This window comes from Staphylococcus sp. HMSC62D11, assembly GCF_001839145.1.
GTDB lineage: Bacteria > Bacillota > Bacilli > Staphylococcales > Staphylococcaceae > Staphylococcus > Staphylococcus lugdunensis.
In genome coordinates this window covers 267,370-283,350 of sequence record NZ_KV840184.1, presented here as the reverse complement: position 1 = coordinate 283,350, position 15,981 = coordinate 267,370, and the positions used below count along the sequence as shown (strand labels likewise).

Sequence of the window (15,981 nt, the reverse complement as noted above, 5' to 3'; positions counted from 1 at the left end):
CCAACAAAGAGAAATGCGAAAAGCATTTCGCCAAACAAAGCAAGTTGGGGTGGGGCCCCCAACAGATAGGCTTTCGAAAAGAAAGCCATCGGACAAAGCTAGTTGGGGTGGCTGAGACGGCACCCTAGGAAAGCGAAGCCATTCAATACGAAGTATTGTGAAAATAGAGAACAGCAGCAAGATATTTTCTAATTGAAAATGATCTTACTGCTGTTTTTCTGAGATGTATGTCCCAGACCCTTTTTATATAAATTAAATTCAAATGCTAAGAAGTTATTGTGCAAATTGGCTACTTCTTGATGACTCTGAAGTATGAGATGCTTTTTGACTTTTTAATGTTACGTCGATTTCTTTTGTATTTCCGTCTCTAATAATAGTTAAAGTTATCTTTTCACCAGGTTTTTTATGTTGATATAAGTACGTTCTTAAATCGGTATCTTCTTTAACTGTTGTATTATCTATCTTTGTAATAATATCACCTTTCTTGATCGTACTTCCATGTTCAACCTTAGCCACATATACGCCTTCTTTTCGATTTGTATGCAATTCTTCACGATACGAGTCTGGAATTTCACTTAAATTTAGTAATCCAATACCAATTGAAGGACGTTCGATTTTGCCGTTTTTTACAAGTTGTTCAATCGTAACTTTAACTTCATTACTAGGAATAGCAAAGCCGATACCTTCAACTTGTTCAGCGGCAATTTTCATTGAATTTATGCCCACAAGATTACCGTTTATATCAACAAGTGCACCTCCAGAATTACCTGGATTAATCGCAGCATCAGTTTGTAAGACAGTCACTTTCGTACCGCCAGACGATGTATTTGCATCGATGGTACGTTCGTTGGCTGAAATGATACCTGAAGTAACTGAATTAGCGAATTCAAGTCCTAAAGGATTACCCATTGCAAATACAGAGTCACCTGTCTGCACTTTGCTAGAATTAGCAAATTTAATGGCTTTAACTCCATTTATTTGTTTGATTTTCAAAACTGCAATATCTGAAACCGCGTCTTTACCAACGAGTTTAGCATCAACTTGTTTACCATTATGTAATTGTACCTTAACTTCATTCGCGCCATCAATAACATGATTATTCGTTACAATATAAGATGAATCATTATTAACTTGATATATTACACCAGAACCAACACCTGCTTCTTGTGATTTTGTGGATTTACCACGCAGCAAGTCATCAATACTTGAAGCTTTTTGCATATTAATAACACCCACAATTGAAGGTGATACATCTTTAATCATTTGGTTGACAGAATTGTATTTTTCACTTTTACCATCCAGCCGATTGCCACCTTTAGAGTTTGTTGCCTCTTGCACTTGCGAACCATTTTGATTCAAGCTGGTATGATTTAGCGCTTTTCCAATACCTAAGACGATTAATGCACCTATGATTCCTGCAACAATAGCAATGACTATTGTTTTAAACAAAGGAAAACGAGGTTTTGGATTTCTATAATGTTGATTGAATATTGACATTGTCTACCTCCTATTTCATACATAATATTATTATGTATGGTTTTCAACAATAATTCTAGTAAATTACTATCAGACTTTAGAAGTATCTTTGACGCTGCTTGTTAAGGCAAGAATATAATGATAAAATTCAATTTGTTGAAATAAAAGCAAAGAAGGTGCCATTATGTATCAAATCATCAGTAAATTATTAAATGTCTTGTTAGTAAAAGGGGCTAAATCTTTATATGTATTAGGGAAAGAAAATGTACCGAAGGATAGTAAATATATTGTGACATGTACACATGAAAGCTATAACGAAGTCATTATGTTAGCGCTAGCGCTTGTGCCAAATGAAATTAATTATATGGCTAAAAAAGAATTATTTAAAAATAAATGGATAGGTAAATTTTTAACTTCTTTAAACGCATTTCCAGTAGACAGAGAAAATCCAGGTCCTAGTACATTAAAACGTCCTATTAATTTATTAAAGCAAAATAAAACGGTAGGTATCTTTCCAACAGGACATCGAACATCTACAGAAGGCGCACCATTAAAAAGAGGTGCCTCTACAATTGCTTTGTTAAGTAAGTCGCCGATTTTACCAGCTGCTTACGTTGGACCAAAGCATATTTTAGGATTGTTGACTGGTCGTGCCACAATTAAATTTGGAAAACCTATTTATCTTAGTGATATTCCAAAAGAATTAAAACGTAATGAAAAGATTGAATATCTTACCAAAGAAATTGAAAAAAGAACAGGGGAATTACAGAAAGAGTTAAATATCTTATATTATGAAAAATAATTAAATTGTTATATTATCAACAAATTTAAGTTTGAAGATAAAATATATAGTGAAATAAAGCGGATTTTTATTAAAGTTTAATAGAAGTTCGCTTTTACTTTTTACACATTAAAGATGAAACGATGATTAATTAAACTGCTATGTAATATTGCTAAAGGTAAATTCATAACTAAAATAGAAGCGTGCAAGCTATGAAGATTATGTAATATATACTTTGTATTAGAAGTTTCGTAATATTAAATATTTTGTTAACATTTTCAAATAAATCTATAAAAATACAAAATGCATATGGTTATTTATTTGTTTGGCAATTATAATAAATAAGTAATAAAAATAAATACGTATTAAGGATTGATAATATGGGTAAGTTTTTTCAAAATTTAGGTCGCTCGCTAATGTTACCAGTAGCAATATTACCTGCTGCTGCGATTATTACTGGAATAGGTAATGCATTAAATGCGTTGCATATCTGGGCACAAGTTGCTTTGTTCTTTACTACTGTTGGTTCAACCATACTGGAACAATTAGGTATTTTATTCGCAATTGGTGTAGCGATTGGTATGGCGAAAAAGAATGATGGGGCAGTTGCGCTTGCAGCAGTGACAGGTTATTTGCTAGTAACTGTTGTTTTGTCACCAGCCAAGATAGCTCCAGTTTTACATGTTAAAGAAAATAGTCTAGATTTAGCTTTTTCACAAATGAATAATTCAAATGTTTTTATTGGTATTGTTATCGGTTTAATAGCAGCGTATACATATAATAAATTTAGTGAAACAGAATTACCAGTTGCGCTATCTTTCTTCAGTGGACGTAGATTAGTGCCGATATTAACTGCATTTTTCTGTACGTTTTTGGTGTTGGTGCTTCTTGTAGCTTGGCCAGTTGTTTATAATGCTATAGTTACTTTTGGAAAAACAATCACAGGGTTTGGACCATTTGGCGCATTTTTATATGGATTCTTTAATCGGTTATTAATACCAACTGGATTACATCATGCATTAAATAGTGTATTCTGGTTCGATACTATTGGCATCAATGATATTGGTAAATTCCAAAGTGGTAAAGATGCCGTAAAAGGCATTACAGGACGTTATCAAGCAGGTTTCTTCCCAGTAATGATGTTCGGTATGCCAGCTGCTGCTTTAGCGATTTATCATACGGCTCAAAGCAAACAGCAAAAGCAAGTGTATGCTTGGTTTTTAGCTAGCTCAATTGGTGCATTCTTTGTTGGTGTAACTGAACCTATCGAATTTGCTTTCATGTTTGTAGCACCCGTTTTATTTATTATTCATGCATTATTAACTGGGTTATCACTATTTATTGCAGCATTGTTTCATTGGACTGCAGGGTTTGCATTTAGTGCAGGATTGATAGACTATTCCCTATCATTAATTAATCCTGTTGCAAATCATCCGTTGATGTTATTAGTACAAGGCGTGTGTTTCTTTGTATTATATTATGTTATTTTTAGAGTTGTTATACAGGTCTTTAACTTAAATACAATTGGTAGAGGGGATAATTTGCTTGCTGATCCTACTGAAACTGATAACAATCATCACGCAGTTCCAGATAATGGTGAGGGTCAAAGTAAATATTACAATACTGCTAAACAGATTTTAGAAGGGCTTGGCGGTAAGGATAATATTGTATCATTAACGAATTGTGCGACACGTCTTAGAATGGAACTGAAGGATAATGTAGTGATAGACGAACAGAAAATAAAAAATGCTGGGGCAGTAGGTGTTACTAAGAGTGGCAACCATTCAGCGCAGGTAATTGTAGGAACGCATGTTCAACAAGTTGCTGATGAAATTGAAAAGCAATTGTAGAATTTAAATAGCATTAAAATGCGGTTAAGCAAATGTCTACATTGACGTACTGTTTAACCGCATTTTGCATTTGCACCAAACATATCAATTAGGTATGATTAAGAAAAGTAATAGAGAGGATGTGGTGTGAGTGAAATCTATATTATTTGATGTTGATGGCGTTTTTTTAAGTGAAGAACGTTGTTTTGATGTTTCAGCACTCACAGTTGATGAATTATTACATAGTGAAAATTATTTAGGTCTTCAACCTATTAAACAATATAGTGATTTAACAGATGATCAAATTCAACAAATTAGAAATGAGATATTTCAGAATGATAAGATTTTAAATCATTTTAAATCACTGGGTCTTAATTCGAATTGGGATATGTTATTTATTGTTTTTAGCATTCATTTTATACATATTTTGAAGGAGCTTTCTAAAGGAGATAGAGAGGCTGTGCTGTCAAGTCAGCATTTTACTGTAGACAGTATTGCATTTATTAAGCAACATTTAAATCAACAACCGAGCCTTTCACCACTAAATGTTAAGCATTTTTTATCAACGACAACACATGGGAAAACTCAAATATATGAATCATTAAAGCAATATGCACAACAGGAGCTAGAGATTGTTCAAGATGATATGTTTAATTTAAAAAGTACGCTGTGGCATTTTACGCAAGAGGTTTATCAAGAATGGTATTTAGGACAAAGTTTATATGAAGAGATTGAACAGAAAAAACCAAGAAGCACCTTTAAAAAAGGCTTTATTTTTCAAGAAATTTTATTACGGCCTGAAGCGGAAATTCAACAATTATTACATGATTTAAATGCAGCAGGCTATCAATTGGCTGTTGCAACAGGCAGACCTAGAACAGAAACAATTGTGCCGTTTAAATCATTTAGTTTATTACAATGGTTTGATCAGTCACATATTGTGACCGCATCAGAGGTATTAACTGCTGAATCACAATATCCATCTTCTGCACCTTTAGGTAAGCCGAATCCATTTAGTTATATAGCAACATTAAATGGAAATCATCGTGAGCATTACAGTGAATATATCAAAAATCAAAATCATATCGTTTGTGGTACAGATGTTTATATTGTGGGAGACTCACTAGCAGATTTATTGTGTGCGAAAAAAATTGGAGCAACGTTTATTGGAACATTAACTGGATTGAGCGGCAAATCAGCTCGTCTTGAATTAGAACAGCATGGGGCAGACTTTATTATCAACCATGTTGGTGAAATTAGAAGCATTCTACTATAAATAAAGATTGGTAAGTTATATATAATAGATTATTTACGGATTATTTTGAACAGTCTGGGACATAAATGTAATGGATTGAAAATGACTAAATTTTTCTTAGGGCTTGGTTTCCACAATATCATGAATATGGTAGGTGATATCATTTGAAGATATTAAAACTGAAGTTTCTATTGGTAGTGTAGGTTGGGGTGGCTGAAGCTGTCCCCTAAGAAAGCGAGCCAACAATACGAAGTATTCAATAAAAAAGAAGCAGTCAGATGAGTTGAATTCAATTCATCTGACTGCTATTTTTCTGAGATTTATGTCCCAGCCTCATAATTTTGAGATTGATGGTCCATTCTGTATATATAGTTTATGATATTATTCTAAGTTCTTGGAGAAAACTTTATGCCTTAGACTCTGTGTTAGGAATCGATAGAATTGTTCCATGAATCTTTGTGAATTGCTGGGTTTGTTTGAGATGTTGAATAACTTTGTCTGTGATTGGTTGATCGACAGCAATAATCATCATGGCTTGTCCGCCTTCAGTATTTCTACCTAACGACATACTTGCAATATTGATTTGTTCTCGACCAAGCAACGCTCCTGTTCGACCGACAATTCCAGGCACATCGTTGTGATAAGTTATTAATTGATAAGCATTAGGCTGAAAATCGACTGAGAAATCATTAATTCTTATAATTCTTGGACCAAACCCTTCAATAACGGTTGCACCAATAGTTAGAGAATATGATTGATGTTGCAAACGTATTTCAACATAATTCTTAAAAGCTGAGCCAGCTGATGTTCTTGTTTCAACTTGATAATTAATTTCTTGTTCTTTTAATAATACTAAAGCATTGATTAAATTTGCACGATGGCCAAAATGTGGTTTTAGTAACTGTGTAATGGATGAACGCAAGATTAAATCTGCGTGCGGTTCAACAATTTCTCCGCTTACTGTGATTTTAATGTCTTCTGGTGCGTGATCAAATAATTGCACAGCAAGTTCAGCTGCAATTTCACTAACTTTAATGAATTCTCGAGCAGTGTTGCTAATATTAGAAAAATCTAATGTTGGCGCGTTAATCGCATGCTTAATTAATCCTTGCTCAAAATAGTCTACAAGTTCTTCCGAAACTGAAATGGCTACTTTGGTTTGGGCTTCAATAGTTGAGGCACCTAAATGAGGCGTTACAATAATATCGTCGTGATTAATTAAAGGTGAATTAGTTGGAGGTTCTTCTTCAAAGACATCGATGGCAGCTTTGGCAATTTGTTTTTTATCTATTGCTTCAAATAAAGCTGCTTCATCTATAATGCCACCACGTGCAACGTTAATCACTTGTAATGTTGATTTTGCTTTATTAAAGAAGTCCTTTCCAATCATACCTTTTGTCTTCTCAGTTAAAGGTGTATGCACAGTTAAAAAATCTGCTTTTTTAGCTATCTCATCTAGTGAGGCTATAACGATATTTAATTCTTTGGCTTTTTCTTTAGTTAAAAATGGATCATATGCTAAAACAGTCATACCAAAGCTTTGCAAACGTTTAATTACCCCAAGACCAATTCTCCCAGTGCCAATTACTCCCAGAGTTTTTTGATAAAGTTCTACACCACGAAATGCTTTACGATTCCATGCTCCTTGTTGTAATGAAGCATGTGCATTTGGAATATTGCGTGCCATTGCTAAGAGCATAGCAACTGAATGTTCAGTTGCTGAAATCGTATTTCCATCAGGTGCATTAATCACGATTATACCGTTTAATGTAGCAGCATTTATGTCAATGTTGTCAACGCCAACTCCAGCACGTGCAACAACTTTGAGGTGTGAGGCAGATTCTAATACTTTAGCAGTGACTTGTGTTTGGCTACGAACAATTAGAGCTTCATAACTATCAATCATTTCACACAATTCATTTTCTGATAAATTAGTTTGAATATCTAATTGAAAGTTGGGATTATTTATTAATGCCGTAAGACCTTCTTTAGATATAGGGTCTGCTACTAATATCTTATGCTTCATGATGAATTACCTCCATATATGCTTTCATGCCTTTACCAATATAATTCATTTTGCGATAGTCAGATAAAATCGTTTCTAACGCTGCAACAACAGAAAGAATATCAAATGGTGAAACCTTTCCCATATGACCAATGCGCAGAATCTGACCTTTAAGTTTGCCTTGGCCACCAGCAATTGTAATACGATAGTTTGCTTTTAATGAATCTTTAATGTATTTGAGCTCAGCACTATCTTTTGGTATAAAAGCAGTGACGGTAGGTGAGGCGTCTTGTGATTGTACTAATAAGTCTAAATCTAAAGCCTTTAGTGCTGTTCTTAAAGCTTGTTTAATGATATTATGTCGTTTAATAACATGTTCAAATCCTTCATTTTCGATTAACGCGCTATAGCGGTTAAGTGCTCTAAAGAGTGCTACATTTGGTGTGAAAGGTGTGCTATGTTGTATTAATGATGAATGATATTTAGTTAAATCTAAATAAAATCTGGGCGTCTTTACTTCTTGAAATCTTTCGAGTGCTCGATCATTGTATGCGACAAAAGCAAGTCCTGGTGGCAGCATAATAGCTTTTTGACTACCTGATATTAGCACGTCGATATTGTCCCGCTCCATATTTGCGTCAACAGCACCAATGCAACTGACACCATCAACGACAAAATAAATGTCAGGATCAAAAGATTTAATTGCATATCCTATTTGTCCAACGGGATGCAAGACACCAGTTGATGTCTCACAATACTGACAAAATACAGCTGTAATCGTTTCATTTAGATTAGATAAGTAATTTTTAAATGCATCAATGTTAACAGCTTCTCCCCATGCTACATTAAAAACATGTACATTTTGATAATATGTTTCTGCAATTTGTTTAAAACGATTACCAAAAGCTCCTGAGACAATAACGACAAAATGGTCATCTGGATTAACGATATTTAACATACTTGCTTCTAATACGCTTGTTCCACTTGAAGTTAATACCATAACATCATTTGTACTGCCAAAAATCTTTTTCAGAGATGTAAATGCCGTCTTAGCTATGTTTTCAAAGTCGGCCGAGCGATGACCTACCATAGGCAATTGAATGGCTTCATTGATTTCTTTCGGTACTGGGGTAGGACCAGGTGTTAATAATAAAGTTTCGTAATAGTGCATAATAAAACTTCCTCCAATATGATGATTTTTCAATTTTACCAAATATTCTGAAAATTTTAAAGGCAATTTCATATATTATATATTTAAAAATAGAGATAGTTGTACCTAATTTCAATTTGAATGCTGAAACAGGTTAAGACATAAATACCAAAAGACACAAAGAGGATTTCAACTTAAAAATCTTCTTCGTGTCTTTTTTCTCCGCATTGCAGGACTTTTGTTCATAGAATGCTGTACTTAGTCACTTGATATAAAATAATACGCATTGTTAATTCTCTGCTATTGTTGGTTCAATAATAATCTCTATATTTCCTCTGATAGAATTTGAAATCATACAATGTTCATCAGCAATTTGAGTTAGCTTTGAAATACGTTGTTGTAAACGATTGCTTTGCAATTTATCAATAAATATTGTTGGTTTATGAACAATTCTTATCATTGAAAATTTACCTTGATTAAATTGAGCAGTTCCTATAGATTCATTTTTAATAGTAATGTTATCAAACCTTGCACGTTCTAAAGCGGCTGCGAGTGATATGATATAACAAGATGAGGCAGCTGAAACTAACATTTCATCTGGGTTTGTCCCGGTGCCATTACCACCCAGAGATGAGGGAATGGAAATACGTTCATTCAAAATATCGCCTTCTACGGTACCAATACTTTCTCGTCCTCCTGTCCAATGTGTTTTTACTTTAAAATCATGCTTAACCATATAACTTTGACCTCCATGTTTGATATGTTAACTTTAGTTTAGATAATTTAAAATAGAAAGCAAGGAAGGGGACTTTTAATGACTATTTCAAGACCTAATTCAACGTTTAGCATCGTTGCACATCGTGGTTTATCAAAACGTTATCCTGAAAATTCATATATAGGCTTAAAAGCGGCTTTAGAATTACCAATAGATATGTTAGAAATTGATGTCCATTACACTAAAGATAAGCAACTTGTGGTCATACATGATGATACAATTGATCGCACTTCTAATGGGCGAGGAAAAGTCATAGATTATACATATGAACAATTACAACAATTTGATTTTGGAATCAAATGGGGAGATGCCTTTAAGGGAACCCGAATCTCTAAATTAGAAGACATATTACAATTAGCACGACAATATTCAAAAATATTATTGATAGAGTTGAAAGTTCCTCAACAATATCCTGGTATTGAAGATATGTTACTCGACGTTTTGGATCGCTATCATATGCCGAAAAGGCAAGTGATTTTACAATCGTTTGACGAAGAAAGTGTGCGATCTATAGCATCAAAAACGACAGAATACAAACTTGGTGTATTGATAAGTAAGAAGAAATATTGGCATCGTTTACCAAATTTTGAAGATATTTCACAATATGCGGACTATATTAATCCCAATTACTCTATAGTAACTAAAAAATTTATCGATGGCGCACATCAAGTTAATCTCAAAGTTATGCCGTACACTGTAAATGAAGCCAAAGCTGCACAGTCACTTATTAAACTAGGTGTCGATGGCATTATTACAGATATACCAGATGAACTTTTTCAACTATAAAGAAAGCGTTAATAATTTTAAATTGTGACCTGTAAGTAAAAATACGATAATACAGGGAATATGAAGCCATACAGTCATCCGTAACGTAAAAAAGCCAGTAAATGCATTTACAAAATGCGCATTTACTGGCTAATTTTTTAGGAATGATGTCCTAAAGTCTAACACTTATTATCTTGAGTAGTACTCAACGATTAATTGTTCATTGATTTCTGCTGGTAATTCGCTACGTTCAGGGAAACGTACGAAAGTACCTTTTAAGTTATCTGCATCAAAATCTAAGTATTCAGGAACGAAATTATTGATTTCAACAGATTCTTTAATAATATCTAAGTTTTGTGATTTTTCACGTACAGTAATCACTTGACCAGGCTTTAATGAATATGATGGGATATCGACACGACGACCATCTACTTCAATATGACCATGACCAACTAATTGACGAGCTTGACGACGTGTGCGGGCTAAACCTAATGCATAAACAACTGCGTCTAAACGACTAGCTAATAAAATCATGAAGTTTTCACCATGTACACCATATTGCTTAGCAGCAATATCAAATGTATTACGGAATTGTCTTTCAGTCATACCATATAAATAACGTAATTTTTGTTTTTCACGCAATTGCATACCATATTCTGATAATTTTTTACGTTGGTTTGGACCATGTTGTCCTGGTGCGTAAGGACGTTTTTCTAATTCTTTACCAGTACCGCTTAATGAGATACCTAAACGACGAGATTTTTTCCAGTTTGAACCTCTGAATCGAGCCATAAATTGACTCCTCCTTTTCTTTTTTGTTGTTATGAATAAACAAAAAAGAGTGCTATATGCTCATCAAGATATGTTGTTTTATGTGTCTTCGCCTTATAGCTACAGTTACACGACACGTCCGCTTTGGGAACAACATAGCGCTTAATAATATATAGCTGCTACTTTCGTAAATTCACACAAATATTATTGTAACATTTTATGGTAAAGTGTCAATACTTAAATATAACTACAGAGAAAGTTGTTGTTCGATAATTGATACTAAGTTTTCTAATTGTCGCTGATCTTCCTCTGTAAAACGACTGTTAATAGGAGAATCAATATCTAATACACCAATAATTTCATTGTTTTGATGTAAAGGTATGACTATTTCAGATTTACTTTGTGCATCACAAGCGATATGTCCCGGAAATTGATGGACGTCCGCAATGCACTGTGTTTGGTTTTGTGCAACAGCAGTGCCGCACACACCTTTTCCAATAGCGATGTGAACACACGCTGGATGACCTTGAAATGGTCCTAATATTAGTTCTTGATTGTCTATTAAATAAAAACCAACCCAATTTATTTGGTCGAGATTATCATTTAATAAAGCAGATGTGTTACTTAATATAGCGATTAAATTAGTTTCATCTTCTATTAAACTCTGAAGTTGTTTTGAAAGTAAATTATAATTTGTAGATGTTGTACCAGTCATTAAATTACCTCGCTCATTTTTCTTCATATTATAATAGGTAAAAATAAATTCGGCAATTCATCTATTTTTCACTTAAATCACAAGGCAAATTACGTTATAATAAAATGTGATAAATTAGGAGGAGAATGAGATGGTCTTATACATTATTTTAGCAATTTTCATCATTTTATTGATTGCTATAGGAATTATGTTCTTTTTGCGCTCAAACAAGCGAACTTTAATTTCTAATGCTGAAGAACGTAAAGTTGAAATTCAACAGTTACCTTATGAAAGCAATCTAGAAAAATTAACAAAGCTAAACTTGAAAGGTGAAACAAAAACGAAATATGATGCATTGAAAAAAGCTACAATGGATAACACAACTAATTATTTAGCACCAGTAGAAGAAAAACTACAAAGTGCTGAAGAACAGCTTGATAAATTTAAATTTTCAGCAGCTCAGAATGATATCGATGATGCCAATGAATTAATGGATCATTATGAAGAAGGGTATCAGTCACAATTAAAAGAAGTTGATGAAATTGTAGCTTTACATAAAGATAGTGATAGTATTTATCAACAATGTAAAACAAATTACCGTGAAATGAAACGTGATGTGTTGGCTAATAGACATCAATATGGTGAAGCAGCTGCACCTTTAGAACAACAAATTGAACAATTCGAACCGCAACTTGATCAATTTGAAACACTTAAAGCAGAAGGTAATTATGTTCAAGCACATAATCACATTGCTGGCTTAAATGAAACAATGACACAACTTAAAACATATATGGAAGAAATTCCGGAATTAATTCGTGAAGCCCAAAAGGAATTACCAGGACAATTCCAAGATTTAAAATATGGCTGTCGCGACTTAAAAGTTGATGGTTTTGATTTAGACCATGTCAAAATTGATGGCACGCTACAAAGTTTGAAAACGGAATTAAGTTTTGTTGAGCCAATGATTAGTCGATTAGAATTAGAAGCTGCAAATGAAAAATTAGACGCCATTAATGATAAATTAGATGAAATGTATGATTTAATTGAATATGAAGTTAAAGCCAAAAATGAAGTTGAAGAGTCTAAAGAGGACATTACTGACGCATTATTTAGAGCGAAAGAAATGAATTATACACTTAAAACTGAAATAGATTATGTTAAAGAAAATTATTTCATTAATGAGAGCGATGTTCATAGCGTGAGACAGCATGAAAATGAAATTCAAAATCTAATTGCAGTTTACGATGAAATATTACAAGAAATGTCTAAGTCAGCGGTCCGTTATAGTGAAGTTAAAGACAACTTAGAGTATTTAGACGATCATGTTGCAGAAATAAACGAGGATCAAGAAAAATTACAAAATCATTTAATTCAATTACGAGAAGATGAAGCAGATGCTGAAGATAATCTTTTACGTGTACAGTCTAAAAAAGAAGAAGTATATCGTCGATTGCTTGCATCTAATCTAACAAGTGTACCAGAACGATTTATCATTATGAAAAATGAGATTGATCACGAAGTTAGAGCTGTAAATGAACAGTTTAGTACCAAACCTATTCATGTCAAGCAATTAAAGGATAAAGTTGCTAAAATTGTAATTCAAATGAATACGTTTGAAGACGAGGCTAATGATGTATTAGTAAATGCAGTTTATGCAGAACGATTAATACAATACGGTAATCGCTATCGTAAAGATGATAATAGTTTAGATAAGAGTCTAAACGAAGCAGAACGCCTATTTAAAAACAATCGTTATAAACGATCAATTGAGCTTGCTGAACAAGCACTTGAGAAAGTTGAACCAGGTATAACAAAATATATAGAAGAACAAATGACAAAAGAATAATTGCACTATACAATAGAAATGCATAAAATAGGCTGGGACATTTGATTATGTTCCAGCCTACTTATACTATATTGACTCCGTAATAAAATTAAATTGCACTCTGCTCTACGAATTCAATTGGGCAGTAGAATCTTAAAAGAGACAAATGAAGAAATTTACTTTTAATTTTTCAAAAAAATAGTATAATGCTTGAGTATTAATTTTTATAAAAATAGCAGATAATGGTTTTAATAGAATACAGTTAAATGAAAGAGAGTGTTGGTTTTGATTTATCTTGATAATGCGGCAACAACGAAAGCCAATCTAGACGTAATAGATTCTTTTGTAAAGGTGAATCAGTCATTATATTATAATCCGAATAGCCCACATTATGCTGGGTTACAAGCAGCGCAAATATTGCAACAAGCGAAAAAGCAAGTAACACAAATCATGAATTGTCCGCAATTTGATGTTCTATTCACTAGTGGCGCAACTGAATCAAACAATATCGCATTAAAAGGTATCGCTTATAGAAAAAGAGATACAGCTAATGTCATTATAACATCCGTTTTAGAACATCCTTCAGTGTTAGAAGTAATGCGTAGTTTAGAACAAGAAGGTTTTACATTAAAATATGTAAATGTTACTTCGCAAGGAATAATAGATGTGGAACATTTAAAACAATTAATGTCCGAAGATGTTGGTCTTGTAACGTGTATGCATGTTAATAATATTATGGGACAAATTCAACCTATACAAGCTATTGTAGATTTATTAAAGCACTATCCTAAAGCGCATTTTCATGTAGATGCTGTACAGGCATTTGGTAAAATACCTCTGTTAATAGAAGGAATCAATAGCATGAGTCTGAGTGGTCATAAATTTAATGGCTTAAAGGGACAAGGTTTACTTCTCATAGATAATGTGAGAAAGCTCACACCGATTATTCAAGGTGGCGGTCAAGAGTATGGTGTACGTAGTGGAACTGTTAACTTGCCTATGGATGTATCTTTGGTCAAAGCGTTAAAATTAGCTAATGAACACTTGTTATCACGGTATGAAAAATTTGCATCATTTAAACAGCAAATTGTAGATATGTTAAAAAATTATCCAGGTGTATACTTAAACTCGCCAGAAAATGCTGCACCACACATTGTTAATATCGCATTTCCAGGCGTTAAAGGAGAAGTACTTGTCAATGCATTTTCTAAACTGGATGTTATGGTTTCAACAACGAGTGCTTGCTCTTCTAAAAGAGAAAAACTTAATGAAGTATTGTTAGCTATGGGATTGTCAGATAAACGCATTGAAGGAAGCATTAGAATATCCTTTGGTGATACTACAAGCCAAGAAGATATAGATACATTCAAAAAAGCATTTAATGAAATATATGGAGAAGTGAAGGAGTTATTAAAGTAATGAATTATGATCATATTTTAGTTAGGTATGGTGAGCTCACTTTAAAAGGGGCTAACCGTAAAAAGTTTGTCAACTGCTTAAAGGACAATGTGAATAAAGCATTAAAATCAATCAATGGCACGCATGTCATGGGAAAAAGAGATCGCATGTACATAGATTTAGAAGAAGAAACGGATTGTAATGAAGTCATCCAGCGCTTAACTCAAATTTACGGTATTAAATCAGTAAGTCCAGTATTAAAAACTGGCAAAACTGTTGATGAAATCAATCAACTTTGTATCAAATTAGCATTAAATTTTAACACAAATGCTTCTTTTAAAATTGATGTTAAACGCTCAGATAAAACTTTTCCATTAGATACTTATGAATTACAACGTATAGTGGGTGGCGCTGTTATTGAAAATGTTCCTGGACTTACAGTGAACGTAAAACAACCAGACTATGAACTACGTGTTGAAGTTAGAAAAGACGCGATTTATGTATATCATGAAATCTTTGAAGGCGCTGGTGGGTTGCCAGTTGGTACAGGTGGCAAAACATTATTAATGTTATCAGGAGGTATTGACTCACCGGTTGCAGGAATTGAAGTAATGCGTCGTGGTGTAACTATTGAAGCCATACATTTCCATAGCCCACCATTTACAAGTGAAAAAGCCAAAGAAAAAGTCATTGAACTTACACGCATTATGTCTCAACGTGTAGGTCCAATTAAATTGCATATTGTTCCATTTACAAATTTACAAAAACAAATCAACAAAGTTGTTCACCCAAGATACACAATGACATCTACGCGTCGTATGATGATGCGTATTGCTGACAAAGTTGTTCATGAAATAGGTGCACATGCGATTGTTAATGGAGAAAATCTAGGACAAGTAGCAAGTCAAACGTTGAAAAGTATGTATGCTATTAATCATGTTACTTCTACACCTGTATTACGTCCTCTATTGACACTTGATAAAGAAGAAATTGTTAAAATGGCACGCAAGATTGGTACATATGACGTATCAATTCAACCGTTTGAAGATTGTTGTACTATTTTTACACCAAAAAATCCTGTAACAGAACCAGATTTTGATAAGGTTGAAAAATATGAGCGTGTGTTTGATTTTGATAGTTTGATACAACAAGCGGTAGAACAGATTGAAACATTAACAATAGATAAAAATTATAAAAGCAAAAAAGATGAAGACACAGCTGCTTTAATAAATGAATTATTTTAGTATCTTTGATAGT

General features: G+C 33.3%; 13 protein-coding genes. 7 read left to right on the top strand and 6 right to left on the bottom strand.

Features of this window, described 5'->3' with window-relative positions; all coding sequences use genetic code 11:
• Positions 1-273: 273 nt before the first annotated feature.
• Entirely contained in the window at positions 274-1,497 is a 1,224-nt protein-coding gene (locus HMPREF3267_RS04265; protein WP_062077743.1) for a S1C family serine protease, read from the bottom strand.
• Between the two features lie 163 nt (positions 1,498-1,660).
• On the opposite strand from HMPREF3267_RS04265, the gene HMPREF3267_RS04260 reads away from it, so the two are divergent.
• The 3 genes from HMPREF3267_RS04260 (at position 1,661) to HMPREF3267_RS04250 (ending at position 5,362) form a co-directional block, all read left to right on the top strand.
• A complete protein-coding gene (locus tag HMPREF3267_RS04260; protein WP_037545486.1) occupies positions 1,661-2,278 on the top strand; it encodes a lysophospholipid acyltransferase family protein in 618 nt (205 codons plus the stop codon).
• Positions 2,279-2,637: 359 nt separating this feature from the next.
• Positions 2,638-4,107, top strand: coding sequence for an N-acetylglucosamine-specific PTS transporter subunit IIBC (nagE, locus tag HMPREF3267_RS04255; protein ID WP_062077740.1), 1,470 nt, complete (start codon positions 2,638-2,640; stop codon positions 4,105-4,107).
• Positions 4,108-4,237: 130 nt separating this feature from the next.
• Complete coding sequence (locus HMPREF3267_RS04250) at positions 4,238-5,362, top strand: HAD family hydrolase (RefSeq protein ID WP_002478030.1); 1,125 nt, start codon at positions 4,238-4,240, stop codon at positions 5,360-5,362.
• Positions 5,363-5,747: 385 nt separating this feature from the next.
• On the opposite strand, the gene serA is transcribed toward HMPREF3267_RS04250, so the two are convergent.
• The 3 genes from serA to HMPREF3267_RS04235 all read right to left on the bottom strand — a co-directional run bounded on the left by serA (position 5,748) and on the right by HMPREF3267_RS04235 (position 9,232).
• Complete coding sequence (serA, locus tag HMPREF3267_RS04245) at positions 5,748-7,367, bottom strand: phosphoglycerate dehydrogenase (protein ID WP_062077738.1); 1,620 nt, start codon at positions 7,365-7,367, stop codon at positions 5,748-5,750.
• Positions 7,357-8,517 (bottom strand): pyridoxal-phosphate-dependent aminotransferase family protein, encoded by a 1,161-nt coding sequence (locus tag HMPREF3267_RS04240; RefSeq protein ID WP_037545480.1) that lies wholly within the window; start codon positions 8,515-8,517, stop codon positions 7,357-7,359. Before HMPREF3267_RS04240 ends, serA begins: the two co-directional genes overlap by 11 nt.
• A 268-nt stretch (positions 8,518-8,785) precedes the next feature.
• Positions 8,786-9,232, bottom strand: a complete 447-nt coding sequence (locus HMPREF3267_RS04235; protein ID WP_002458853.1) for an SACOL1771 family peroxiredoxin — start codon at positions 9,230-9,232, stop codon at positions 8,786-8,788.
• Positions 9,233-9,310: 78 nt separating this feature from the next.
• Here HMPREF3267_RS04235 and HMPREF3267_RS04230 point away from each other — a divergent pair, with 78 nt between their 5' ends.
• Positions 9,311-10,057, top strand: a complete 747-nt coding sequence (locus tag HMPREF3267_RS04230; RefSeq protein WP_070823831.1) for a glycerophosphodiester phosphodiesterase — start codon at positions 9,311-9,313, stop codon at positions 10,055-10,057.
• Positions 10,058-10,225: 168 nt separating this feature from the next.
• Here the strand turns inward: HMPREF3267_RS04230 and rpsD are convergent, their stop codons facing one another.
• The gene (gene rpsD / locus HMPREF3267_RS04225; RefSeq protein ID WP_002458855.1) at positions 10,226-10,828 is read right to left on the bottom strand and encodes a 30S ribosomal protein S4; all 603 of its coding nucleotides are present in this window, start codon (positions 10,826-10,828) and stop codon (positions 10,226-10,228) included.
• 226 nt (positions 10,829-11,054) lie between these two features.
• Positions 11,055-11,522, bottom strand: a complete 468-nt coding sequence (locus tag HMPREF3267_RS04220; protein ID WP_062077734.1) for a GAF domain-containing protein — start codon at positions 11,520-11,522, stop codon at positions 11,055-11,057.
• Positions 11,523-11,652: 130 nt separating this feature from the next.
• Between HMPREF3267_RS04220 and ezrA the strand changes: the two genes are divergently transcribed.
• The 3 genes from ezrA to thiI all read left to right on the top strand — a co-directional run bounded on the left by ezrA (position 11,653) and on the right by thiI (position 15,968).
• Positions 11,653-13,347 carry a septation ring formation regulator EzrA gene (ezrA, locus tag HMPREF3267_RS04215; RefSeq protein ID WP_002478036.1) on the top strand — a complete coding sequence of 565 codons (1,695 nt, stop codon included), beginning with the start codon at positions 11,653-11,655 and terminating at the stop codon, positions 13,345-13,347.
• 264 nt (positions 13,348-13,611) lie between these two features.
• Positions 13,612-14,745, top strand: coding sequence for a cysteine desulfurase family protein (locus HMPREF3267_RS04210; protein ID WP_002478037.1), 1,134 nt, complete (start codon positions 13,612-13,614; stop codon positions 14,743-14,745).
• Complete coding sequence (gene thiI, locus HMPREF3267_RS04205; RefSeq protein ID WP_002478038.1) at positions 14,745-15,968, top strand: tRNA uracil 4-sulfurtransferase ThiI; 1,224 nt, start codon at positions 14,745-14,747, stop codon at positions 15,966-15,968. Before HMPREF3267_RS04210 ends, thiI begins: the two co-directional genes overlap by 1 nt.
• Positions 15,969-15,981: the final 13 nt, after the last annotated feature.

What these genes read in the sequence shown, in the direction of transcription:
- HMPREF3267_RS04265 (WP_062077743.1), bottom strand. Translation starts at nt 1,497, where the DNA reads ATGTCAATATTCAATCAACATTATAGAAATCCAAAACCTCGTTTTCCT.
- HMPREF3267_RS04260 (WP_037545486.1), top strand. Translation starts at nt 1,661, where the DNA reads ATGTATCAAATCATCAGTAAATTATTAAATGTCTTGTTAGTAAAAGGG.
- nagE (WP_062077740.1), top strand. Translation starts at nt 2,638, where the DNA reads ATGGGTAAGTTTTTTCAAAATTTAGGTCGCTCGCTAATGTTACCAGTA.
- serA (WP_062077738.1), bottom strand. Translation starts at nt 7,367, where the DNA reads ATGAAGCATAAGATATTAGTAGCAGACCCTATATCTAAAGAAGGTCTT.
- HMPREF3267_RS04240 (WP_037545480.1), bottom strand. Translation starts at nt 8,517, where the DNA reads ATGCACTATTACGAAACTTTATTATTAACACCTGGTCCTACCCCAGTA.
- HMPREF3267_RS04235 (WP_002458853.1), bottom strand. Translation starts at nt 9,232, where the DNA reads ATGGTTAAGCATGATTTTAAAGTAAAAACACATTGGACAGGAGGACGA.
- HMPREF3267_RS04230 (WP_070823831.1), top strand. Translation starts at nt 9,311, where the DNA reads ATGACTATTTCAAGACCTAATTCAACGTTTAGCATCGTTGCACATCGT.
- rpsD (WP_002458855.1), bottom strand. Translation starts at nt 10,828, where the DNA reads ATGGCTCGATTCAGAGGTTCAAACTGGAAAAAATCTCGTCGTTTAGGT.
- HMPREF3267_RS04220 (WP_062077734.1), bottom strand. Translation starts at nt 11,522, where the DNA reads ATGACTGGTACAACATCTACAAATTATAATTTACTTTCAAAACAACTT.
- ezrA (WP_002478036.1), top strand. Translation starts at nt 11,653, where the DNA reads ATGGTCTTATACATTATTTTAGCAATTTTCATCATTTTATTGATTGCT.
- thiI (WP_002478038.1), top strand. Translation starts at nt 14,745, where the DNA reads ATGAATTATGATCATATTTTAGTTAGGTATGGTGAGCTCACTTTAAAA.